Genomic DNA, 21,461 nt, shown 5'->3' with positions numbered 1-21,461 from the left:
GCCGGTGGAGGGGAAGTTGGAGCCCTGACCGGCTGTTTCACAGCTGTGACAGAGCGGTCCGGACGACGTGGTCCATCGCGGCCGTCCCCAGGCAGGCGTCGACCTCCAGCACCCCGTAGTGGTTGCCGCTGCGCAGCACGGCGATGCCGCCGCAGGGCTCCTTGCCCTCGGGCGCCCTGCCGTTGGTGTTGAAGTCTCCCGGGTAGACGCCCATCCAGCTCGCGGTGACGTCCGGGGCGAGCTGCAGCGTCGTGGTCCTTCCGTAGACCCAGTGCCCTGGCGGTTCCTCCTTGCAGGGCACCTCCTCCAGCAGCAGGCGCTCGGTGAGGTTCTGCGCCAGGGAAGGGCTCGGGGCCTCGGCGACGACCTCGCGGGCGACCTGGTCGACGCGGTCGGCGGCCGGCGGGGGGTCGCCCGGGTTGGTACGGGGGCTGGTCACCAGTTCGCGGGAGTGGGCGCCGGGCCCGCCCAGGGTCTTCTTCTCGCCGGCGCAGGCCGAGTTGGCGTAAACCCCGTCGCCGTACCGGTCGGCGACGTGGATCTGCCCGATGCCCACGTCCGGGCTGAACGCCGCGGGTTCCAGGAGGTTCGCGGTCGTCACCGGCCCGGTCGCATCGGTCGGCGAGGCGGAGTCGGAGCCGGAGGCCGAGGACACGGGCGTAGGGACGGACCCGCCGGGCGTCGCGGGAGCGGACGCGCCCTGGGACGCCCCGCCGACCGCGGCACCCGACCGCGCTGCCGGGTGCGCGGTGGCGCCAGCGGGCGGTGGCAGGACGAACCGGCCGGTCGCCAGCCCGAGCGCGGCGGCTGCCACCAGGGCGACGACGGCGGACCGGGGCCGGACGACGGCGTGGCCGCCCTTCACCGACCGGTGACCAGGCGCTCGCGCATGAAGCGGCGGGCCTGGTGGATACGGTCCTTGACCGTGCCCAACGGGGTGTCCAGCACCTCGGCCACCTGGACGTAGGTCAGGTCGCCCAGATCGCGCAGCACGAAGGCCTCCACCAGGGCGGGGTGCTGCTGCTCCAGCGCGGCCAGCGCCTCCATCAGGTCGAGCCGGGTCCCGGCGATGACGCTGGTGGTGCGCGGGTCGACGGACTCGGGGAGGTCGGCGTGGCTGTCCTCGGCGCGCCGGCGCATCGAGCGGTAGGTGGACCGGGCGGCGTTCGAGGCGATCACCGTCACCCAGCCCAGGAAGGAGCCGCGGCCGCCGTACCCGCCCAGGTGCGTGCTGATGGACAGCAGCGCGTCCTGCGCGGCCTCCTCCGCGTCGGCGTGGTGGGGCAAGAAGCGCGAGCATCGGCGCAGCACCACCGGCCGCAGCTTGGCCAGCAGGTGCTCCATCGCCCCCGGGCCCCCCGCCTGAGCAACCGTCACGAGCCGTTCCAGCTCGCCTTCCTCGAACATCCGGATCCCCCCGTTTCGTCCCGCCTGCATCCCACCCGTCGAACGGGAGTTCCGCACACGCCCTGACTCCGGCAGAATGCTGCCACATGCGCAAGCTCGGCCGTTACCTCCTCCTGGACCGGCTCGGAGCCGGCTCCTTCGCCACGGTTTGGAAGGCCTACGATCCGGAGCTCGACACCGAGGTCGCGGTGAAGGTGCTGGCCGAGAACTGGGCCGCCAACGCCGATGTGCGCGAGCGGTTCCTGGCGGAGGCGAGGCTGCTGCGCCGGATCGCCAGCCCGCGGGTGGTCCGGGTGCACGACGTCGGGGTGCAGGAGGACCGGCCCTACTTCGTCATGGACTACGTACGCGGCGGCACCCTGGCGGACCGGGTCGGGGAGTGCGACCCGCAGGAGGCGCTGCGGCTGGCCGCGGAGGCGGGCTACGCGGTCCAGGTCCTGCACGAGGCGGGCGTGGTGCACCGCGACGTCAAGCCGTCCAACCTGCTGCTCGCCACCGACCCTGAGCCCGCCGCGGTGCTGGTGGCGGATCTGGGCAGCGCGAAGCAACTGGCCGACGCGTCCGGGCTGACGGTGACCACGGGCACGCCCGCGTACATGGCACCGGAACAGGCCTTTCAGACCGGCGGGTTCGACGGGAGGGCCGACGTGTACGCGCTGGCCGTCGTGACCTACGAGCTGCTGACCGGGCAGAAGCCGTTCGGCCCGGGCGGACGCGCCACGGCCCTGATGACCGACCAGCCGACCGCCTCGACGCTGCCGGCGCTCCCAGCCGGAACGGAGCTCCCACCGAACGTCGTCCTGCTGCTACGGGCCGCGATGTCCGTCGAGCCGGCGGACCGACCGCCGACCGCCCAGGCCTTCGCGGACGCGCTGCTGGCTCCGGTCCCGCAGTCCCAGCCCCTGGAAGGCCCCAGGTGGCTGACCCCGCGCGCGGTCTGTCTGGCGTCGGGCACGGTGTTCACGGCGACGACCCTGCTGAGCTGGCTGCCGCGTTGAATCCGACAGGGAGCCGGTCCGCACCGGCGGTCGTGTCCTGGAGAGGAATCCGGCCGCAAACGCGTGAAGGATCCTGGCCGCTGACGGCTACCGTAGGGTCGGGAGTATGCGACTGAGCACGGTGATCCTCCCCATCCACCGGTGGGCCGAGGGGCAGAAGATCTGGCGGCGGGCCGAGGACCTGGGGTTCCACGCCGCGTACACGTATGACCACCTGTCCTGGCGGTCGTTCCGGGACGAGCCGTGGTTCGGGTCGGTGCCGACGCTGACGGCGGCGGCGTGCGCGACCGAGCGGCTGCGGTTGGGCACCCTGGTGACCTCGGTCAAGCCTCCTTCACCTATCGCGGCCTGACCTCGCAAGACTGCACTCGAGCCTGTTCGACGAAGAGCTTGTCCGGAGGCGGCCTTGCTCCTCAGGCACCGCCGGATGTGGGCCAGTGCTTGTCCTTGGTGCCTGCCCAGCCGACGATCTCTGCCACGTGCTGAAGCTCGTGTTGCTTCAGCAGCAATCGAGCCATATGAGCCAACGGCAAGGGGACATTCTCGTCGAGCAGGATCCTCAAGAGGCGGCCTGCCGGGGGCCCTCGTCCGAGTAACTGTCGACGTAGTCGGTGAAGTCGGCCGCATCACGAGCTGCTTCGGGGGTGACGCCGGGGTAGAAGTCCGTGATCGACTCCGGTCGGATGCCGTCCCCCAGAAGAGCCGCGACCTCCGAAGCGGGAATCCGCGTTCCTTCGATCACCGGCTCACCACCCCGGACCAGGGGATCGGCGGACAGATGATTCCTAGGACGCAGCAGGTTCGGAATCTGTCGGCCGTTTCGATAGAACGGCCGAAGGACATCGACCATCTCGTGGATGATCACGTTGCCTCGCTTGCGCACGAGGTCGACAGCGTGGTCTGGATCTGCCAGATAGATTGTGCCGTCACTGGCCACGAGCCGGTAGCTGGACAGATGCTCCCGTTCGTCGAGATCGTCGCGCAAGGTGCCCAGAGCACGGCGGATCTTCTGGAGCGACGCTTCCTCCCGCAGCCTCACGCAGATGCGAAGCGCGACCACATCCCGGAATGAGTAGAGGATCGGCCGGGAGGCGGAGGTCTCCGGTACGAGGACGGCACCACGCGGGCCTGTGGCCCTGCGCCAGTGAGACAGCTGGCGCAGGGTGGCGCCGGACAACGCGGCAGCGAGCTTGGGCTCGTAAGACACGGCGGCACCTCCCATAGCTCATGCGACGATGTACGGAACCTACTTCATGGTCTCTTACAGCCGGCACACCCGCCAGGATTTCACCCGAACGGGGACTCGCCAGAGACCGGAGCTCCGCCGGTCATCCCCGAGGAGGTCAGGGGAGAGCTGCCGAAAGCACTGGCGATCACCGAGTTGGCGGAGAAGGCCATGCCGAATACGGGTCGCTACTGATCACCGAAAGCCCGCGTTCGCGATTACGGATGGTCGGGTCGACGCGGCACACGCCGTGCCCTGGTGAACCTCTGGCGTCCGGTGCCGGCGGCGAGCTCGCTGAGGCGCTCGCCGATCACGGAAACGCCCGGACGGGACTCCTGCTCGTAATGCCAGGCCTTGCGTCGGCGGAGTAGTTCCTCACCGTGCTCGCTCCAGGTGAATCCGGGCTTCCGCAGCAACTTCCGGAACACCGCGTCGACCGTCTCCGGGTGGGCGTCGGCCAAGCGGCGGATCGGCAGCGGCGCAATCGACTCCTCGCGCAGGTACACGCGCAGCACGTCCTGGTAATACCTTCGGCCCGCGAGGGCCGGATCGGCGAAGAGGTCACACAGCATCCCGTAGTCCGGGTAGAAGTTGAGCCCGTCGACTTCGTCGTAGATGACGCCGACTGTGTCCGATTCCGCGAGTCCTCGCGGTAGTTCGAAGGCTGGGAAGTCCAGGCCGGGCAGCCGCCTGCCCCGGGCCCGGTCGGGATGCTCGGCGACGGCGGCCTCCTGCCGGTGCCGGTAGTAGGCGTTGAGCCGGTCCTCGACTTCGGCAGGGGGAAGGACCAGTTCGTCGCTGCCGCAGAACTCGATGAACGCGGCCCGGTCCTCCCGCATCGACTCCCATCCCTGCTCGATCTTCTCGGGGTTGCGGAAGACCAGTTCGGGGTGGCTGGTGGCCAGTTGGAGTGCGGCCCGGGCGATCTCGGTGGCGCTGGACTTCGGGTAGGACGACATCATTCCGGAGATCAGCCACGCCCCGTCGGCCGAATGGACGGGCACCAGGCAGGTGTGCAGGAATCCCCCCTTGGACACTCCGCGGAAGGCCACCCGCCCGACGTTCGAGTACGTGCGGTACTCCAGGTCGTCGATCAGGTTCAGCAGGACGACAGCGTCCCCGTCCTTGCGCCGGATCTCGAAGATGCCCTCGACGGGGTCACGCCAGCCGAGCAGCATCTCCCGATCTGCCTCGGTCAAGCCCCGTCGTCCGGCGACGAACCGGTCCACCACGGTCGAACCGTCCGGCAAGCGGTACCGGAGGATGAAGTTGTCGATGATCCGGATCGCATCGCCTTCCTCCAACTGCCGCTGGGGCCCGGCGGCCTCCAGGAGGAGGGGCGTCAACCACCGGTCGAAGCGTGCGCTCTGGGCGAAGGCGACGAGTTCACCCTTCAGTTCGGAGCTTCGCTCGATCAGGTCTCGCAACGACGCCTCATCCTCGTTCCGTACCACGACAGCCATGCAGGCCCTCTCGATCTTGAAGGTTCCGACGCTCACTGCGTCCAGTAGTAGCGGTACGCCTCGACCCACTCCGCTCCGTCCGGAGCCGGTTCCGGCAGCGGAAGGTCCAGCAACCCGATCGTCTGCCGGAACTCACCGCGGGTGCACAGGGCGACGATCCTTCCGTCCAGTGAGAGGTCGATGCCCCGCACGGTCACCTCGACGCCCAGCATCAAGGTGCTGAACGGCACCGCCAGGTTCTCCTCGACGGCGGTGAACAGAGCCGACAGCTCCTCGTGCTCGTCGTAGGTGTCGACCGTCGCTTCCTCGACCAGCGCGGCCAGTTCTCGCCTGCTCAACGTGCCCATGGCGCCACGCTAGCGGACCTGCTCGTGCCGACTTGCGGGCGGTCCGAAGTCCCGCCGATCCGCGCGCGTATCGTCACTGCATGCGCTTGAGTACCGTTATCCTGCCCATCCGCCGGTGGGGCGAGGGGCAGAAGATCTGGCGGCGGGCCGAGGAACTCGGGTTCCACGCCGCCTACACGTATGACCACCTGTCGTGGCGAAGCTTCCGGGACGAGCCGTGGTTCGGGGCGATCCCGACCTTGACCGCTGCGGCGTCAGCTACGCAGAGTATGCGATTGGGCACCCTCGTGACGTCGCCGAACTTCCGCCACCCGGTGACGCTGGCAAAGGAGCTGATCACGCTGGACGACGTGTCCGGCGGGCGGCTGACGCTCGGCATCGGCGCCGGCGGCACCGGCTTCGACGCGACGGCGATGGGCCAGGAGGCCTGGTCGCCGAAGGAGCGGGCGGACCGGTTCGGCGAGTTCCTGCCGCTGCTGGACGAGCTGCTGCGCGAGGACGCCACCACCCGCGAGGGCACCTACTACTCGGCGGTCGAGGCCCGGAACATCCCCGGCTGCGTGCAGACCCCGCGGGTGCCGTTCTACGTCGCCGCGACCGGCCCGCGCGGGCTGAGGCTGGCGGCCGAGTACGGCCAGGGCTGGGTGACGTACGGCGACCCGCGCGGGCCGGCGGACGTACCGGTGGAGCAGGCGCCCGAGGTGATCGCCCAGCAGATCGGGAAGCTGACGGCGGCCTGCGAGGCGAAGGGCCGGGACGTCGCGACGCTGGAGAAGATGCTGCTCCAGGGCTCGACCGCGGAGCGGCCGCTGCAGTCGCTGGGCGCCTTCGTCGACTGGGCGGGGAAGTACCGGGAACTGGGCATCACCGAGCTCGTGATCCATTGGCCCGTCCCGGACTCGATCTTCGAGAACGACCTCGCCGTCTTCGAGGAGATCGCCACCGAGGGCCTCGCCCAACTCGGCTGAGGCCGAAGGACTACGGCCCATCTCGAAAGTCGGGATGGGCCGTAGTCGGTTCGGTCGAGTACCGGTTGGTTATCGGAACGGACATCACGGCCGTCTCGCCAACGTGCAGTGGGATTTGGGAGCTTGGGCACATATTCGCGCTGGTACGTTCCGTCGACTGCAAGCATCGCAGTCACTTCAATGCTTGCCCGTGGGGGCTGCCGGTGATCCTCGGGAGGTCCCGGACTGCTGAGCATGGTGAATGCCAGGGCTGCGGCTAGTGCGACGGGCATGGCCGCCACCACGAGTCCGACTGCTGCACTACTCGTGCGGCGGCATTATCGATCAGGCCTCTCGCTACATCTCCTGGAATGCGTCAGCGGTTGATCCGGCTACCGCCAGTTTGATGGACGCGGGAACCCTTTCCGCTTGCAACGGCCATCGCGTGCTCCATCGCTTTCCCCCTCCTGAAGTTCGCAGGACTGGGCCCGCGTGGGCGTGCTTCAGCCGTGCCACGGAATTGCGCTGAATCGGTGCAGGTTGAACCGGCGTGTAGCGGGTGGTGTCGCGGTGGTTCCGGTCGGGCGAATGTGAAGGAATTCAACGGGAAGAACTCCATGGTCGCCACGTCTCATCGACCGGCGCACCAGGGCCGGCTTACGCGTGTAAATCACCGCCAAGCGCTCGTCTCCGAGATTTCTGCCATGGTGCCGCTCATTCATTGATGCGGGCTTGATCTCCAGCATGCGCGAGCGGTCCTCGACCGTCGAGGATCTTCTGAAATATCTGACCGACTGTAATTCAGGTCGCTCTGGCGGGGCATTGGCACCACTTCGCTACAAGCGGTCGGCGCGCATTCTGATTTCATTTTACCGGCGCGTGAAACTATTCATTCCCGATCTCGTTGAATCTATTCCCCATATTCCGGAGGGCGGAAAACGCCCGCGGCCCGAGGGGTGGTGTCGGCGCTCGGCCGGACGGTGATCTCCGGGGGCCGTCGGGGCGAGGCGCTAGTCTGTCCGCCGCACCTGCAACTGATCATGCGTCAAACGGGGGTTCTTTCGTCATGTCTGCTTCCAGGAGGCTGCTCTCCGCCGCTCTGGTCACCACCGCCGCGTTCGCCCTGGCGGCCTGCGGCCCGGACGACCCGTCGGACCAGGGCGCGGGCGGCACCACCGCCACCGCCGCGCCCGCCACCGGCGGCGCCGCCTCGCCGACCGCCGCCCCCGCCACCGGCACGGCAAAGCCGGCCCCGACCGGCAAGCCCACCGACGGAGGCCCGGAGGGCTTCTGCACCCACGACCCGCTGCCCGCCGGGCAGAAGTGGATCATCCCGGTGAAGGGCACCAGCGCGACGACGCTGGCCTACAAGGACACCAAGGACGCCTGCGGCATCGACGACGTCAACTTCGAGGCGGTGGGCGCCGAGAAGACCGCGCCGTTCGCGCCCGCCGCCAAGGGCCACCTCAAGTCCGTCGTGGCCGCGCCGAAGGACGTCAACGCGGCCGACCTCGCGAAGCACATCAACGAGTGCATCGCCACCCCGGGCAACCAGAAGGGCTCGTACCCCTGCTCGGCCGGCGCCTACAAGGTGGCGATCGACGCTTCCGGCAAGGTCGTCGAGATGTGGGAGCGTCCGAGCTCCTGATCCGACGTCGGGTACGGCGCCGGGGCGCTCACCGCACGGTGAGCGACTCGGCGCCGTTGGCGCAGCCGAGCTTCTCGGCGGCGCGCGCGGCGAAGCCGGTGACGAGCTCGTCGGCGCGTACCCGGGCCGGAGTGTCGGCTTGGGGGAGTCGCCCGACTCTGAGGCTCGCCCGGTAGGGCTCGGCCTTGCCCTTCAGGGTGCAGTTGAAGGTCGCCTGCCCGTCTTCGAGGTCGGTGGGGCGGTCGACGCTGACGGCGAGCGCGTACAGCGTCCGCCCTCCCTGTCCTTCGACCGTGCATCTCAGGCTGGGCTTGATGCCCCGGTCCGGGATGTGGAGTCCCGTCTCCACGAAGACCCGGGGGGTGTGCCCCAGCATGGCGGCGATCCCCGGATCGCCGAGGGTTCCCTCGCACTCCCCGTGCGACAGCGAGACGGCCGACGGTCGGTACTCGGTGCGATCGAGGTACAGGTGCCAGCCGAGCAGGCCGCCCCCGAGTGCCAGAACCGTCACACCCGCGATCACTGGTCCGGCGGGTTTCACTCGCAGGCCTCCTTCATGCTCCGCAGCAACCTCTCCCGGGCGATCCGTTCCAGGTCCGCCTGCTGGTCGGTGCTTGTCCGGGCCGCTTCGCCGGGGGTGACGACCAACTGGACGTGGCCGACCGGTCCACCCTTGCAGTAGTCGGAGACGGTCGCGCCGCCGGGCCAGGAGGCCGCCGTTGTGCCCGCGGTGAAACTGCGGGAGTCCGGGTGCTTGGCGGCCTCGGGGGAGAGGGCGACCCTGCCCTCCAGGAAGGCGGCGGAGAAGGTGACCGCGGTCCGTCCGTCCACCCGGACGGTGCAGGACACCGGTTGTCCGAAGCCGTCGTCCCGCTTCTCCTCCACGTCCTGCCCGGCGGACGGCAGCAGCCGTCCGAGCGGGGTGTCGTCACCGGTCGGCAGCCCGCAGAGGTAGGCCTCATGGCCGGGTTCCTCGACCGGGCGGTGGCCCTTCCAGTCCAGGTAGCCGACGGTTCCGGCGCCCGCCACGGCTGCCGCCAACACGGCGGGCAGCACCCACCGGCCGTCGATCACTCTCACGCGTTGCCCTTCGCATGGGCGGCCATGTCGCTGGAGAGCCCGTCGATGAAGCCGTCCTTGGCCCGGTCGTGGGCGCTCCTGGCCAGCCGCTGGATGTCGTCGTAGCTCAGATTGGTCTGGTGGGCCGCGTCCTTGATCGCCCGCGCCGCCGCGTCGCCCGCGCTGTTCTTGTCCTGGTTGAGGTAGTAGCGGGCCTCCTGCTGGCCCTGCGCGGTGGTGTCGCGCGTGTTGGCCTCGATCACGCTCTCGGCGATCGAGTCCACCAGCGCGCCGGATATCTCGCCGCCGAGCGGCACCTTCTCGGTCACTGACCCGATGACGGCGTTGAAGGCGTCCTTCCCGTATCCGACGTTCTTCTCCAGTGCGTCGTTGAACTCCTTGTCGGACGCGGCGTGCTGGTTGTGGACCTCGTCGATCCGGGCCTCGCCGAGGACGCCGTTGACCACCCCGCCGGCCCGGGCGACGTGGTCGATGTCCGCCTGCAGCCGGGAGAAGTCGGTCTGTCCGCTGTCCAATTGGCCGCGGACGAGGGCCGTGGTGTAGGCCTGGTTGGCGTTGGTCACCGCGCCGTACGCCTCGGGGTCGCGCCCGAGCGCGTCCAGCAGGCCGTGCACCGCCGGGCCGTTGAGGCCCGCGGGGGTGCCGTTGACCGGCAGGTCGGTGATGTCCGAGAGCGCGTTCTGCATGTCTCCGATGTACTCGGCGCTCATGTGGCCGAGGCTCAGCCGCATCGCCGCGAGCTTGCCGTCGTCCTTGATGTCGTCCAGCACCCCGTCGCCGCCGTGGGTGCCGAAGGTGTCCACGACCTTCCGCATCAGGTTGGCCTGTTCGGCGGTGTGCTTGAGGGGCGGCTCGGTGGCCGGCTCGTCGTACGGGTGGCCGGTGGTGGCGGCCTCCAGGGCGCGGCCGAGGGCGGCCGGGCCGGCCTGCTTGCTCGCGTCCCAGACCTTCGAGTCCCGGGAGGTGGTGTCCGGTATCCAGTCCTTCTCGTGGACGTAGTAGTCGAAGTAACCGGCCGGCTTCGCCCTGCCGTTCGGGTTGACCGTCCCGTCCTCGTTGTAGGCGGTCGGCTGCTCGGTGAAGAACTTGGTGGACGCCGCCGGGCTGTGCGCGAGCGCCTCCAGGATCGCGGTGGTGGGCCGGAAGCCGGAGCCCGCCTCGTCGCCGCCGATCAGGTTGAAGCCGTGCACCTTGGAACCGGGCGGCGGGGCCGGCCAGTACCTGTCCTGGGTGTCGAGCTGGGTGACGTGCTCCGCGATCGGGTTGATGAACCTGGCGTCGTAGTTCCCGTTCATCAGGATGCCGGAGAGCACCTGGTAGCCGTACGGCTGGTAGTCCAGGCCGGAGGCCCGGTACGGCTTGTCCCACACCTTCTGCGCACCGGCCTTGCGCAGCGCCGCCGCCCACTCGTCCGACAGGTGCGGCTCGTTGCTGCTGCGGGTCGCGGTGGCGAGGTTGAGCCCGAGGTTCTTCTGCAGGTCCTGGTACGCCTTCCAGCGCGGGTCCTTGGGGCCGACGGAGTGCGCCGGGTCGCCGACCATGCTGTTCCAGGACTTGATCAGGCCGTCCGGGCCGAGGTCCTGGTAGAACCTGGTGGCGAACTTCGGGTCCCCCGAGTGGGCCGCCAACAGCGAGTTGAGCTCGGTGAGTTCGGGGTCGGTGATGTTCCCGCCCTTGCCTGCGAGCTGGGCGGCGCGCTTGCCGTCCGCCTCGGGGCCGCCGCCGATGGCGTTGCCGTTGAAGGACTTCTGCTGGTCGGTGTTGCTGTCGGAGCGCAGCGCGAAGGCCGTTCGCTCGTCGGCTGCGGTGGCCTCCTGAACCGCGGAGTCGATCGCCTTGCGGGCGGCGGTGGCCTTCTCCTCGCAGTCCTTCTGGTATTCCTGGAATCCCTCGGGGTCGTGCCGGGTCGCCGCGTCCGGCGGCGGCCAGCTGACCGTCCCGTCGCCGGTGACGGTCAGTCCGTCCGCCCGCGCGTCCGCAACCGCCTTCTCCAGCTTCGTCCTCGCCGCCTGGAACTCGCTCGCCGCGTCCTTGAAGATCGAGGCGAGCGCGTTCGCCTCCGTCACGGCGGCGCTCAGCTGCTCGTTGGTGCGCTGCAGTCCGGGTCTCGCCAGGTCGGCCGAAGGGCCGCTCCAGCAGGCCGAGTCGACCTTGGCGATGACCGTGCTGTCCCAGTCCTGGTCCATCGACTTGAGCTTGAGGGCGACCTGTTCCCAGGCGGTGGCGGCGCTCTCCAGGGAGTCGAACTTGGCGTTGCTGAGCTCGTGGAAGTCGACCATGTCCGTCCGTCCCCTCAGGCGCCCATGTCGGTCTTCACGGCCGACTCGTTCCGCTGGTAGTTGGCGGCGGTGCCACGCAGTGCCTGGGTGGTCTGCCCGATGGTGCCGCCGAGGGCGGCGACGCACTGGTCCCAGGCGGTGGCGGCGCCCTGGGCGGCCTTGCCGGTGCTCCAGTTGGCGAGCGAGGTGGAGACCTTGGCGGTGGCGTCGTCGGCGCCCCGGCCGTCGGTGTTGAGGCGGGCGTGGATCTGGTCGGAGTTGTTCCCCGCGGCGGCCAGCGCGTTGGTGTCGGCGCTGAAGCCGCCTGCGCCGCCGCCCGGCCCCTGGGCCGAGTTGATCCGGGTGCGAGCCGCCTCCTGAGCCCGGGCCTGGGCGGTCAGGTTGCCGTCCGCGTCGTAGGCCCATGGGTTCATCATCCGGTCGAACGCGGTCGCCCGATCAGACACGTCGATCGTTCCCCCTCCGTGCCGGCACGCCGCGCCGACACCCCCGTTGGTAAAAGAATTGGCAGATAAGTCTAAAGAGTTCGACAAGAGTACAGGTCGGTTCCGAGTTCGCGCCCCCTAGGGGAGATCCGGCCCGGTGTCATACCGCAGGAGCAGGCGGGTTCGTCATTCACGCTCATGGCCCTTGCCGCGCAAGCCCGTTACGTTGAGCGTGTGTCCACTGCTGTCATCAAGACCGAGGGTCTGACCAAGAGGTTCCCCCGGGTCACCGCCCTCGACCAGCTGACCGTCGAGGTGCAGCCCGGGGTCGTCGGGCTGGTCGGGGCCAACGGGGCGGGCAAGTCCACCCTGATCAAGATCCTGCTCGGGCTCGCCCCGGCGACCTCCGGCCGCGGCGAGGTGCTCGGCCTGGACGTCGCCACCCAGGGCTCCGAGATCCGCGAGCGGGTCGGTTACATGCCGGAGCACGACTGTCTGCCACCGGACGTCTCCGCGACCGAGTTCGTGGTGCACATGGCCCGGATGGCGGGACTGCCCGCCACCGCCGCCCGTGAGCGCACCGCGGACACCCTGCGGCACGTCGGCCTGTACGAGGAGCGGTACCGCCCGATGGGCGGCTACTCGACCGGCATGAAGCAGCGGGTCAAGCTCGCCCAGGCGCTGGTGCACGACCCCAGGCTGGTGCTGCTGGACGAGCCGACCAACGGCCTCGATCCGGCCGGCCGGGACGAGATGCTGGGGCTGATCCGCCGGGTGCACACCGACTTCGGGATCTCGGTGCTGGTCACCACCCACCTGCTCGGCGAGCTGGAACGCACCTGCGACCACCTGGTCGTCATCGACGGTGGCAAGCTGCTGCGCTCCTCCTCCACCGCCTCCTTCACCGAGGCGACGGCCGTCCTCGCCGTCGAGGTCGGCGACGACCCGGAGGACGCCGTCGCCGAGCCCGGCACCGAGGTCCGCGAACGCCTCGCCGCGGCCGGCCTCACCGTCCAGTCCGAGGGCTCGCACCTGCTGCTGGTCCGGCTGGCCGGCGAGGACACCTACGACACCATCCGCGACACCGTCGCCGAACTGGGCCTGGGCCTGGTCCGGTTGGAGCAGCGCCGCCACCGGGTCGCCGAACTCTTCACCGACACCCGGCAGGACCAGGACAGCAGGGGAGGGACGGACGATGCCGCAGCCTCCTGACACCAGGCCCGCCGACACCGGTGTCATCCACGACATCGGCTACCGCGGCTACACCGGCCCCCGGCTCGGCCGCGCCTACGCGACCCGCTCGCTCTTCACCCAGAGCCTGCGCGCCGCCTACGGCCTCGGCCGGTCCGGCAAGTCCAAGGTGCTGCCGATGCTGATGCTCGGCGTGGTCACCGTCCCCGCGGTGATCTTCGTGGCGGTCGCGCTCGCCATGAAGCGGGACGAACTCCCGGTCGAGTACGCCGGCTACCTCTCCAGCCTCGGCCTGGTGGTCTCGGTCTTCCTGGCCTCCCAGGCACCGGTGCTGCTCTCCCGGGACCTCCGGTACCACACCGTCCCGCTCTACTTCTCCCGCCCGATCACGCGCACCGACTACGTCCGGGCCAAGTTCGCCGCCATGGCCTGCGCCCAGCTCCTGCTGATGGCGGCGCCGTTGCTGGTGCTGTACATCGGTGCGCTGCTCGGCGGGATGGACTTCGCGTACAACACCGGCCACTTCCTGTACGGTCTGGCGGCGGCCGCGCTGTACGCCCTGGTGCCGACCTCCGTCGCGCTGGTGATCGCGGCGAGCACTCCGCGCCGGGGCTTCGGGGTGGCGGCCATCATGGGCTACCTGGCGGTCAGTTCGACGGTGGCCGCGATCGCGGTGGGCATCAGCAACCCGACTCCCGGCGGCTCGGACGCCGCCCAGTGGACCGCGCTGATCTCGCCCAACGGCCTGGTGGAGGCCGTGGTCAACGAGGTGTTCGACCTCGGCACCGGACTCGACCGCCGGCACGCCCCGGGCGGGCTGGGCCTGGTGGTGTTCGCACTGGTCGCGGTGGCGATGGTGGTCGGCTCGTACCGCCTCCTGCTGCGCCGCTACAGGAACGTCTGAGCAGGAACGTCCGAGCAGGAACGTCTGAGAGGGCGGCATGGCCACCATCAGCATCGACAAGGTCTCCCGCTGGTTCGGGAACGTGGTCGCGGTCAACGACATCACCATGTCGATCGGCCCCGGCATCACCGGCCTGCTCGGGCCCAACGGCGCGGGCAAGTCCACCCTCATCCACATGATGAGCGGTTTCCTCGCCCCGTCCAGCGGCGCGGTCACCCTGGACGGCGCGCCGATCTGGCGCAACCAGCAGGTGTACCGGCAGATCGGTCTGGTCCCGGAACGGGAGTCGATGTACGACTACCTGACCGGCTGGGAGTTCGTCCTCGCCAACGCCGAGCTGCACGGCCTGCCCCAGCCCGGCGCCGCCGCCCGGCGCGCCCTGGACCTGGTCGAGATGGCGTCCGCCAAGGACCGTCGCACCGGGACGTACTCCAAGGGCATGAAGCAGCGGGTCAAGATGGCCTCGGCCCTCGTCCACGACCCGGCCGTGCTGCTGCTGGACGAGCCCTTCAACGGCATGGACCCGCGCCAGCGGCTCCAGCTGATGGAGCTGCTGCGCCGCTTCGGCGCGGACGGCCGGACGGTGCTGTTCTCCTCCCACATCCTGGAGGAGGTCGAGCAGCTGGCCCGGCACATCGAGGTCGTGGTGGCCGGGCGGCACGCCGCCTCGGGCGACTTCCGCCGGATCCGGCGGCTGATGACCGACCGCCCGCACCGCTACCTGGTCCGCTCCAGCGACGACCGCCGGCTCGCCGCCGCGCTGATCGCCGACGGCTCCACCACCGGCATCGAGGTGGACGAGCGGGAGCGGGCGCTGCGGATCGAGGCGGTGAACTTCCAGGGCTTCACCACCCTGCTGCCCCGGGTCGCCCGGGAGGCCGGCATCCGGCTGTACACCGTCTCCCCGGCGGACGAGTCGCTGGAGAGCGTCTTCTCGTACCTGGTCTCGGCATGACCCTCCACCTGATCCACGTCACCAACCGGACCCAGGAAGGGGCCGACCGACCATGAACCCGACCGTCGCCAGGCTGACCCTGCGCGGCCTGCTCGGCCGCCGCCGCGGCGCCCTGCTGCTGGTGGCCCCGGCCCTGCTGCTGATCGTCTCGGCGATCGCCGCCGGGTCGAGCGGCGACGCGCACAGCCTGACCGTGAAGATCCTCGGCCAGCTGGACCTCGGCACCCTCGTCCCGATCCTCGGCCTGGTGGTCGGCACCGGGGTGATCGCGACCGAGATCGACGACGGCTCGATCGTCTACCTGCTGGCCAAGCCGCTGCCGCGCTGGCAGATCGTCACCACCAAGCTGTCCGTCGCGATCGGCACCGTGTGGGTGTTCGCCGCCGTCCCGACGCTGGTCTCCGGGCTGCTGCTGTACGGCACGAAGGACGGCGTGGCGCTCGGCTACACCGTCGCGGTGATGGTCGCCGGGGTCGCGTACAGCGCGCTGTTCCTGCTGCTCGGCGCGGTCACCCGGCACGCGGTGGTGGCCGGGCTGGCGTACGCGCTGATCTGGGAGTCGCTGATCGGCAACTTCGTCGAGGGCGCCCGGACGCTGAGCATCCAGCAGTGGGGCCGGGCGGTCGCCGAGGCGGTGGCCGGGGACACCGCGGTCGGTGCCGACGTCTCGTTCGGCGTGGCCGTGCCGCTGCTGCTGGTGGTCACCGTCGCGGCGGCCGTGCTGGCCTCGGTGAAGCTCGCGGGGCTGACCCTCGCCGCGGAGGAGTGACGGTTCAGAGGGTCCGGTTGCGCCCGGCGCCCCAGCCGGCCGCGCCGACCACCAGGACCAGCACCAGCATCAGCATCAGCGTGGCGTCCCAGCCGCCGGTGAGCTGGTGCAGCGCACCGGCGCCGACCGGGCCGGCCGCGGCGACCAGATAGCCGATCGCCTGGGACATCCCGCCCAGCTGGGCGGCGCCGGCCGCGGTGCCGGTGCGCAGCACGATGAAGGCCAGGCCCAGGCCCAGCGAACCGCCCTGGGCCACGCCGAGGACGGCCGCCGACGCCCAGGCGGCGGAGACCGGCGCGACCAGCAGCATGGCGATGCCGAGCCCGTTCAGGGCCGCCATGGTCACCGCCAGGGTGCGCTGGCTGGTCATCCGGCCGGCCATCAGCGGCACCAGGAAGGCGCCGGCCACCTGCACCAGGTTGGAGAAGGCGAAGACCAGGCCGGCCTGGCCGCGGTCCATGCCGTGGTCGGCCAGGATGGTCGGCATCCAGGCGACCAGGATGTAGACCAGCAGCGACGAGATGCCCATGAACAGGCTGATCTGCCAGGCCAGCGGGGACTTCCAGATGCCCTCGATCGGCTTGCCCGGCTGGGCGGCCGCGGCCACCGCCGCCTTCTCCTGCCGGGAGCGCAGCACCTGCGGCAGCCAGGCCACCGCCGCGACCAGGGCGAGCAGCGACCAGGCGCCGAGCGAGGCCCGCCAGCCGCCGCCGAGCGCGTGCTCCAGCGGGACGGAGGTTCCGGCGGCGAGGGTCGCGCCGACCAGCATGGTGGTCGAGTAGACGCCGGTCATGGTCGCCGCGCGGTCCGGGAACTCCCGCTTGACCAGGCCCGGCATCGACACGTTCAGCACCGCGATGGCCACGCCGATCACCACGCAGCCCGCGTACAGCGCGTACACCGAGGGCAGCACCCGCAGCAGCACGCCCGCGCCCAGCACCAGCACCGCGGCGAGCACCACCCGTTCGGCGCCGAAGCGGCGGGTCAGCCGGGGGGTGAGCGGGGCGCCGACGCCCTGGAACAGCACCGGGACGGTGGTGATCAGCCCGCTCGCGGTGGCGGACAGGCCGAAGGTCCGCTGGATCTCGCCGACCATCGGGGAGATCGCCGCCAGGCAGGCGCGCATGTTCAGCGCGACCAGCACGATGCCGGTCAGCAGCAGGGCGGGGTGGGCCAGCCGGGAGCGCGGGGGGAGCGGGGCAGGGGTGGTGACCACCGGCTGCTGGGCACGGGTGACGGCCATGGGTGTGCTGTTCTTTCGTGAATCAGTGAGGACGCGGACGGCGGGAGAGGGGCTCGCGCCGTCCTACTTCCGGGCCGCGATGGCGGCGAGCAGCTGCTCGACGGCCGCGGTCGGACCGGCGAGCAGCGCACGACACGCCGCCTCGGCGCGGTCCGGGTCACCGCTCTCGATCGCGTCGACCAGCGCCTCGTGGGTGGCCACGACCGCCTCGGGCATGTCGTGGTCGCCGAAGGCGGAGGTCATGGCCTCGCGCACGGAGGCGCCGAAGTAGCGGTACACCTCGGTCAGCGCCGGGTTGTGCGCGGCCTCGACGACGGCGGTGTGGAACTCCAGGTCGTGCTCGACGGTGGCCTCGCGGCTCGCCCGCTCGGGGTGCGCCGCGAACACTTCGGCCTCACGGGCCAGCGCGGCCCGCATCCGGCGGACGTCCTCGGGGGTGTGCCGCAGGGCGGCCAGTCGGGCGCCCTCGGTCTCCAGCGCCGCGCGGACCTCCAGGACGTCCCGGATGCCCGAGCGCTGGACGCCGCGCAGCACCGACGCCGGGTCGCTGGTGGACCGTACGAAGGTCCCCTCGCCCTGCCGGGAGACCAGCATTCCGGCGTGCACCAGCACCCGGATCGCCTCCCGCACGGTGTTCCGTCCGACCTGCAGCCGCTCGGCCAGCTCGTGTTCGGTGGGGATCTGCGATCCCACCGGCCAGGCCCCGCCGGCCAGCTGCTCGCGCAGTTGGTCGATCGCGGTGTCCACCAGGGAACGCCGCCCGGCCGCCTGCAGGCTGTTGCCGTCGCCGCTCATTCCGGGCCTCCCTTCGCACACCGCCGATCAGTCATCGGTCATCCTACAACCGCTTGCCCGGTCATCCTACAACTGCCGGGGTGAACCCTCCCGGGTCCCTCCTGGTGGGGGTACCGCCCGGCCGGAGGCTGGGGGAAGGTCGGTCCCGGTCCGCCCACGAAACCACCAGGTCGACCGGGCCGCCGGCGTAGGCGATCGCCGCGGCCTCCGGGCCTCAGCGCGCGGGGTAGAGGCGCTCCAGGACGGCGGCGACGCCGTCCTCGTCGTTGCTCGCGGTGACCTCGTCGGCGACGGCGAGCAGCTCCTCGTGCGCGTTGGCCATGGCCACGCCGTGCGCGGCCCAGCCGAACATCGGGACGTCGTTGGGCATGTCGCCGAAGGCGATGGTGTCGGCGGCGCGCACGCCCAGGCGGCGGGCGGCGACGGCCAGGCCGGTGGCCTTGGACAGGCCCAGCGGCAGCAGTTCCACCACGCCGGCCCCGGCCATCACCACGCCGACCAGTCCGCCGGCGGCGTGCCGGGCGGCCTCGGCGAGGGCGTCGTCGGTCAGGCCGGGGTGCTGGATGTAGAGCTTGCTGACCGGGGAGGCGAGCAGCTCGTCGCGCTCGACCCGGACGACCGGCAGGTCGGAGCCGATCAGCAGTTCGTAGCCGGGGCCGGCCAGCACCTGGCCGTCCAGGCCGTCCTGGTTGGCGGCGACGGCCAGTGGGCCGGTCTCGGCCTCGATCTTCTCGATCGCGAGCGCGGCGAGTCGGCGGTCCAGGGTGAGCGAGGTGAGCAGCTTGTGCGCGCCCGCGTCGTAGACCTGGGCGCCCTGGCCGCAGACCGCTATCCCGGTGTAGCCGATCTCGTCGAAGACCGGGCGGGCCCAGACGGCCGAGCGCCCGGTCACGATGATGTGCAGCGCGCCCGCGCCGACGGCCGCGGCCAACGCGGCGCGGGTGCGCTCGGAGACGGTCTCCTCGCTGGTCAGCAGGGTGCCGTCGAGATCGGTGGCGACCAGCCGATAGGGCAGGTCGCCACCGTTCGGGTGTGCGCTGGAGGTCACTTGACCGGCTCGATGACGGCGCGTCCGCCGAGGTACGGCCGCAGCGCCTCGGGCACGACGACCGAGCCGTCGGCCTGCTGGTGGTTCTCCAGGATGGCCACGATGGTGCGCGGGACGGCGACCAGGGTGCCGTTCAGGGTGGCGAGCGGGCGGGTCTTGCCCTCCTCGCGCATCCGGATCGACAGGCGGCGGGCCTGGTACTCGGTGGTGTTGGAGGTCGAGGTGACCTCGCGGTACTTGCCCTGGGTGGGGATCCAGGCCTCGATGTCGAACTTGCGCGCGGCCGAGGAGCCGAGGTCGCCGGAGGCGACGTCGATGACCCGGTACGGCAGCTCCAGCGCGTTGAGGAAGTCCTTCTCCCACTGGAGCAGGCGGCGGTGCTCGTTCTCCGCGTCCTCGGGCGTGGTGAAGACGAACATCTCCACCTTCTCGAACTGGTGGACACGGATGATGCCGCGGGTGTCCTTGCCGTAGGTGCCGGCCTCGCGGCGGAAGCAGGACGAGTAGCCGGCGTAGCGCAGCGGCAGCTTCTCGGCGTCGATGATCTCGTCCATGTGGTACGCCGCCAGCGGGACCTCGCTGGTGCCGACCAGGTACTTGTCCTCGTCGCCGAGGTGGTACACGTTCTCGGCGGCCTGGCCGAGGAAGCCGGTGCCGTCCATGGCGGCCGGGCGGACCAGGGCCGGGGTGATCATCGGGATGAAGCCGGCCGCGGTGGCCTGGGAGATCGCCATGTTGACCAGGGCGAGCTCCAGCAGCGCGCCGACGCCGGTCAGGTAGTAGGAGCGGGCACCGGCGACCTTGGCGCCGCGCTCGGTGTCGATCGCGCCCAGCAGCTGGCCCAGCTCGACGTGGTCGCGGGGCTCGAAGCCCTCGGCGGCGAAGTCGCGCGGGGTGCCGATCTCCTCCAGGGTGACGAAGTCCTCCTCGCCGCCGACCGGGGCGGCCGGGTCGATGAGGTTCGCCAGGGAGCGGAGCAGGCGGTCCGCCTCCTCCTTGGCCGCGCTCTGCTCGGCGTCCGCGGCCTTGACCTCGGCGGCCAGGTCCTTGGTGCGCTGCAGCAGGGCGGCCTTCTCCTCGCCCTTGGCCTGGGCGACCTGCTTGCCGAGCACCCGCTGCTCGTTGCGCAGTTCGTCGAAGCGGCTGCCCGAGGACCGGCGCCGCTCGTCGGCGGAGAGGAGGGCGTCGACCACGTCGACGTCCTCGCCACGGACGCGCTGCGAGGCGCGTACTCGGTCAGGGTCCTCACGGAGCAGGCGAAGGTCAATCACAGGGCCTAGCGTACCGGGCGGGCGTTCCTCCACCGGTACCGGTTTCCCCTGGGGATAACTCGCCCGAGCCTGTGGATAACTCCTGTGGGGAACTCTTCGGTGGCGGGTTATCCACAGCTCTGGAGCCGGGGCTGTGGATTGATGGGGAGGATCGGCGTCCGCTCGCCGGAACCGCGGAATTGAGGTTTCAAACCTCATTCGACCCTCTCGAGTGAGGGAATTGAAGCACTCGGACGGGTGATTTGCAGGCAAGCGGGTGACTCTGGTCCGATTAGTCATCTCTGCGACGTAAACCGATGGTCCGACCAGTTCTGTGCAATGGCTATACCGGTTTGTCGACTCATCCCCAGGCCTGTGGATAACTTTCGCCTGTGGACAGTGGGGAGGCCTGTGGACAGCGGGCCTCCGGCTCCGGGTGCCCCTGTGGACGGCGGAACGGCCGCCCGCCCTGGCTGATCGGCCCGGTCGATAACAGTCGGAAAAGGTCAGAAAGACAAGAGATGTCGCCCGGATGTCCGGACTCAGATGTCCCCGCGCCCGTCGAGCGCGCGGGAGAGCCAGTCCGCCGCCGCGGCGAAATCCTCGTCCGAGGTCCCCGGCCGCCGGTGCTTGGACCCCTGGCGGTCGGCGCGCGGATAGGAACCGAGGAACCGCACCTGCGGGCTGATCCGCTTGAGGCCCATCATCGCCTCGGCCACCCGGCGCTCGGACAGGTGGCCCTCGCAGTCGATCAGGAAGCAGTAGTTGCCCAGTCCCTCGCCGGTCGGCCGGGACTCGATCCGCATCAGGTTCACCCCGCGCACCGCGAACTCCTGCAGCAGCTCCAGCAGCGCACCCGGGTGGTCGTCCGGCAGCCAGACCACCATCGAGGTCTTGTCCGCGCCGGTCGGCGAGGAGACCCGCCCCGGGCGGCCGACCAGCACGAACCGGGTGGTCGCGCTCTGCGCGTCCGCGATGTCCTTGACCAGCGGGTCCAGACCGTAGATCGGCGCCGCGAACTCGCCCGCGAACGCCCCGTCGTACCGGCCCTCGGCGACCAGTCGGGCGCCGTCCGCGTTGGAGGCGGCCGACTCCCACCTGGCGTCCGGCAGGTTGGCCGCCAGCCAGCGGCGCACCTGCGGCTGGGCCACCGGGTGGCTGGTCACCGTCTTGATCCCGGACAGCTCGGTGCCCGGCCGCACCAGCAGCGCGAAGGAGATCGGCAGCAGCACCTCGCGGTAGATCATCAGCGGCGTGCCGGCGGCCAGTTCGTCGTTGGTCGCGGTGACCGCGCCCTCCACCGAGTTCTCGATCGGCACGAACGCCCCCGACGCCTCCCCGCCGCGCACCGCGTCCAGCGCCAGCGCCACCGAGGACAGCGGCACCAGCTCCCGGGTCGCCGCCTCGGGCAGCGTGTGCAGTGCCGCCTCGGTGAAGGTGCCGGCCGGGCCGAGATAGGTGTAGCGGGTGGCCGACATGACGCCTCC

At 70.6% G+C, this 21,461-nt stretch carries 22 protein-coding genes and 1 pseudogene; 8 read left to right on the top strand and 15 right to left on the bottom strand.

Features of this window, described 5'->3' with window-relative positions; all coding sequences use genetic code 11:
- Positions 1-37 precede the first annotated feature (37 nt).
- Both ACFVWU_RS13005 and ACFVWU_RS13000 read right to left on the bottom strand, forming a co-directional pair.
- Positions 38-865, bottom strand: a complete 828-nt coding sequence (locus ACFVWU_RS13005) for a hypothetical protein (protein WP_387619020.1) — start codon at positions 863-865, stop codon at positions 38-40.
- Positions 862-1,407: an RNA polymerase sigma factor gene (locus tag ACFVWU_RS13000; protein WP_387619018.1), complete on the bottom strand. Its 546-nt coding sequence runs from the start codon at positions 1,405-1,407 to the stop codon at positions 862-864. The genes ACFVWU_RS13005 and ACFVWU_RS13000 overlap by 4 nt, the downstream gene beginning before the upstream one ends.
- 86 nt (positions 1,408-1,493) lie before the next feature.
- Between ACFVWU_RS13000 and ACFVWU_RS12995 the strand changes: the two genes are divergently transcribed.
- Both ACFVWU_RS12995 and ACFVWU_RS12990 read left to right on the top strand, forming a co-directional pair.
- Positions 1,494-2,405 carry a serine/threonine-protein kinase gene (locus ACFVWU_RS12995; protein ID WP_387619016.1) on the top strand — a complete coding sequence of 304 codons (912 nt, stop codon included), beginning with the start codon at positions 1,494-1,496 and terminating at the stop codon, positions 2,403-2,405.
- Positions 2,406-2,511: 106 nt separating this feature from the next.
- Positions 2,512-2,748: pseudogene (locus ACFVWU_RS12990) on the top strand (LLM class flavin-dependent oxidoreductase); the annotation flags it as partial.
- 216 nt (positions 2,749-2,964) lie between these two features.
- Here ACFVWU_RS12990 and ACFVWU_RS12985 read toward each other — a convergent pair.
- From ACFVWU_RS12985 to ACFVWU_RS12975, 3 genes are all read right to left on the bottom strand, one after another.
- Positions 2,965-3,612, bottom strand: a complete 648-nt coding sequence (locus tag ACFVWU_RS12985) for a DUF433 domain-containing protein (RefSeq protein ID WP_387619013.1) — start codon at positions 3,610-3,612, stop codon at positions 2,965-2,967.
- A 236-nt stretch (positions 3,613-3,848) separates the two neighbouring features.
- Entirely contained in the window at positions 3,849-5,057 is a 1,209-nt protein-coding gene (locus ACFVWU_RS12980) for a hypothetical protein (RefSeq protein ID WP_387619010.1), read from the bottom strand.
- Between the two features lie 68 nt (positions 5,058-5,125).
- Positions 5,126-5,440, bottom strand: coding sequence for a hypothetical protein (locus ACFVWU_RS12975; RefSeq protein ID WP_387619007.1), 315 nt, complete (start codon positions 5,438-5,440; stop codon positions 5,126-5,128).
- Between the two features lie 80 nt (positions 5,441-5,520).
- On the opposite strand from ACFVWU_RS12975, the gene ACFVWU_RS12970 reads away from it, so the two are divergent.
- A complete protein-coding gene (locus ACFVWU_RS12970) occupies positions 5,521-6,408 on the top strand; it encodes an LLM class flavin-dependent oxidoreductase (RefSeq protein ID WP_387619004.1) in 888 nt (295 codons plus the stop codon).
- Between the two features lie 482 nt (positions 6,409-6,890).
- On the opposite strand, the gene ACFVWU_RS12965 is transcribed toward ACFVWU_RS12970, so the two are convergent.
- Positions 6,891-7,133 carry a hypothetical protein gene (locus tag ACFVWU_RS12965; RefSeq protein ID WP_387619001.1) on the bottom strand — a complete coding sequence of 81 codons (243 nt, stop codon included), beginning with the start codon at positions 7,131-7,133 and terminating at the stop codon, positions 6,891-6,893.
- Positions 7,134-7,453: 320 nt separating this feature from the next.
- Here ACFVWU_RS12965 and ACFVWU_RS12960 point away from each other — a divergent pair, with 320 nt between their 5' ends.
- On the top strand, positions 7,454-8,035 hold the full coding sequence (locus tag ACFVWU_RS12960) for a hypothetical protein (protein WP_387618999.1): 582 nt from the start codon (positions 7,454-7,456) through the stop codon (positions 8,033-8,035).
- A gap of 28 nt (positions 8,036-8,063) precedes the next feature.
- Here ACFVWU_RS12960 and ACFVWU_RS12955 read toward each other — a convergent pair whose 3' ends face one another.
- The 4 genes from ACFVWU_RS12955 to ACFVWU_RS12940 are packed head-to-tail and all read right to left on the bottom strand — an operon-like array spanning position 8,064 to position 11,840.
- Entirely contained in the window at positions 8,064-8,546 is a 483-nt protein-coding gene (locus ACFVWU_RS12955) for a hypothetical protein (protein WP_387618996.1), read from the bottom strand.
- A gap of 26 nt (positions 8,547-8,572) precedes the next feature.
- Positions 8,573-9,115, bottom strand: a complete 543-nt coding sequence (locus tag ACFVWU_RS12950; protein ID WP_387618994.1) for a hypothetical protein — start codon at positions 9,113-9,115, stop codon at positions 8,573-8,575.
- Positions 9,112-11,394, bottom strand: coding sequence for a hypothetical protein (locus tag ACFVWU_RS12945; RefSeq protein ID WP_387618991.1), 2,283 nt, complete (start codon positions 11,392-11,394; stop codon positions 9,112-9,114). The genes ACFVWU_RS12950 and ACFVWU_RS12945 overlap by 4 nt, the downstream gene beginning before the upstream one ends.
- Before the next feature lie 14 nt (positions 11,395-11,408).
- Positions 11,409-11,840, bottom strand: coding sequence for a hypothetical protein (locus ACFVWU_RS12940; protein WP_387618988.1), 432 nt, complete (start codon positions 11,838-11,840; stop codon positions 11,409-11,411).
- Positions 11,841-12,017: 177 nt separating this feature from the next.
- Here ACFVWU_RS12940 and ACFVWU_RS12935 point away from each other — a divergent pair, with 177 nt between their 5' ends.
- Genes ACFVWU_RS12935 through ACFVWU_RS12920 form a run of 4 tightly spaced genes read left to right on the top strand, consistent with a single transcriptional unit; the run spans position 12,018 to position 15,638 of the window.
- Complete coding sequence (locus tag ACFVWU_RS12935; RefSeq protein ID WP_387618985.1) at positions 12,018-13,031, top strand: ABC transporter ATP-binding protein; 1,014 nt, start codon at positions 12,018-12,020, stop codon at positions 13,029-13,031.
- Positions 13,015-13,914 (top strand): ABC transporter permease, encoded by a 900-nt coding sequence (locus tag ACFVWU_RS12930; protein ID WP_387618983.1) that lies wholly within the window; start codon positions 13,015-13,017, stop codon positions 13,912-13,914. The genes ACFVWU_RS12935 and ACFVWU_RS12930 overlap by 17 nt, the downstream gene beginning before the upstream one ends.
- Positions 13,915-13,951: 37 nt before the next feature.
- A complete protein-coding gene (locus ACFVWU_RS12925; protein WP_387618980.1) occupies positions 13,952-14,869 on the top strand; it encodes an ABC transporter ATP-binding protein in 918 nt (305 codons plus the stop codon).
- Positions 14,870-14,921: 52 nt separating this feature from the next.
- Positions 14,922-15,638: an ABC transporter permease gene (locus ACFVWU_RS12920; RefSeq protein WP_387618977.1), complete on the top strand. Its 717-nt coding sequence runs from the start codon at positions 14,922-14,924 to the stop codon at positions 15,636-15,638.
- A gap of 4 nt (positions 15,639-15,642) precedes the next feature.
- On the opposite strand, the gene ACFVWU_RS12915 is transcribed toward ACFVWU_RS12920, so the two are convergent.
- The 5 genes from ACFVWU_RS12915 to pheA form a co-directional block, all read right to left on the bottom strand.
- Positions 15,643-16,881, bottom strand: a complete 1,239-nt coding sequence (locus ACFVWU_RS12915; protein ID WP_387618974.1) for a CynX/NimT family MFS transporter — start codon at positions 16,879-16,881, stop codon at positions 15,643-15,645.
- A 63-nt stretch (positions 16,882-16,944) separates the two neighbouring features.
- Positions 16,945-17,676 carry a FadR/GntR family transcriptional regulator gene (locus ACFVWU_RS12910; RefSeq protein WP_387618971.1) on the bottom strand — a complete coding sequence of 244 codons (732 nt, stop codon included), beginning with the start codon at positions 17,674-17,676 and terminating at the stop codon, positions 16,945-16,947.
- A gap of 214 nt (positions 17,677-17,890) precedes the next feature.
- The gene (locus tag ACFVWU_RS12905) at positions 17,891-18,724 is read right to left on the bottom strand and encodes an HAD family hydrolase (RefSeq protein ID WP_387618968.1); all 834 of its coding nucleotides are present in this window, start codon (positions 18,722-18,724) and stop codon (positions 17,891-17,893) included.
- The gene (serS, locus tag ACFVWU_RS12900; protein WP_387618966.1) at positions 18,721-19,995 is read right to left on the bottom strand and encodes a serine--tRNA ligase; all 1,275 of its coding nucleotides are present in this window, start codon (positions 19,993-19,995) and stop codon (positions 18,721-18,723) included. The genes ACFVWU_RS12905 and serS overlap by 4 nt, the downstream gene beginning before the upstream one ends.
- Before the next feature lie 521 nt (positions 19,996-20,516).
- Entirely contained in the window at positions 20,517-21,452 is a 936-nt protein-coding gene (gene pheA / locus ACFVWU_RS12895; protein ID WP_387618963.1) for a prephenate dehydratase, read from the bottom strand.
- Positions 21,453-21,461: the final 9 nt, after the last annotated feature.

Origin of the sequence: Kitasatospora sp. NPDC058190, assembly GCF_042883685.1 — a bacterium.
GTDB lineage: Bacteria > Actinomycetota > Actinomycetes > Streptomycetales > Streptomycetaceae > Kitasatospora.
The sequence above is the reverse complement of the archived record's forward strand: the minus strand, read 5'-3'. Positions and strand labels throughout refer to the sequence as shown.

Bases quoted from the DNA above. Each gene is read 5' to 3' on its own strand.
- ACFVWU_RS12930 (WP_387618983.1), top strand. From the start codon at position 13,015: ATGCCGCAGCCTCCTGACACCAGGCCCGCCGACACCGGTGTCATCCAC.
- ACFVWU_RS12935 (WP_387618985.1), top strand. From the start codon at position 12,018: ATGGCCCTTGCCGCGCAAGCCCGTTACGTTGAGCGTGTGTCCACTGCT.
- ACFVWU_RS12910 (WP_387618971.1), bottom strand. From the start codon at position 17,676: ATGAGCGGCGACGGCAACAGCCTGCAGGCGGCCGGGCGGCGTTCCCTG.
- ACFVWU_RS13000 (WP_387619018.1), bottom strand. From the start codon at position 1,407: ATGTTCGAGGAAGGCGAGCTGGAACGGCTCGTGACGGTTGCTCAGGCG.
- ACFVWU_RS12945 (WP_387618991.1), bottom strand. From the start codon at position 11,394: ATGGTCGACTTCCACGAGCTCAGCAACGCCAAGTTCGACTCCCTGGAG.
- ACFVWU_RS12925 (WP_387618980.1), top strand. From the start codon at position 13,952: ATGGCCACCATCAGCATCGACAAGGTCTCCCGCTGGTTCGGGAACGTG.
- pheA (WP_387618963.1), bottom strand. From the start codon at position 21,452: ATGTCGGCCACCCGCTACACCTATCTCGGCCCGGCCGGCACCTTCACC.
- ACFVWU_RS12915 (WP_387618974.1), bottom strand. From the start codon at position 16,881: ATGGCCGTCACCCGTGCCCAGCAGCCGGTGGTCACCACCCCTGCCCCG.
- ACFVWU_RS12965 (WP_387619001.1), bottom strand. From the start codon at position 7,133: ATGCTGGAGATCAAGCCCGCATCAATGAATGAGCGGCACCATGGCAGA.
- ACFVWU_RS12970 (WP_387619004.1), top strand. From the start codon at position 5,521: ATGCGCTTGAGTACCGTTATCCTGCCCATCCGCCGGTGGGGCGAGGGG.
- ACFVWU_RS12920 (WP_387618977.1), top strand. From the start codon at position 14,922: ATGAACCCGACCGTCGCCAGGCTGACCCTGCGCGGCCTGCTCGGCCGC.
- ACFVWU_RS12960 (WP_387618999.1), top strand. From the start codon at position 7,454: ATGTCTGCTTCCAGGAGGCTGCTCTCCGCCGCTCTGGTCACCACCGCC.
- ACFVWU_RS12975 (WP_387619007.1), bottom strand. From the start codon at position 5,440: ATGGGCACGTTGAGCAGGCGAGAACTGGCCGCGCTGGTCGAGGAAGCG.
- ACFVWU_RS12995 (WP_387619016.1), top strand. From the start codon at position 1,494: ATGCGCAAGCTCGGCCGTTACCTCCTCCTGGACCGGCTCGGAGCCGGC.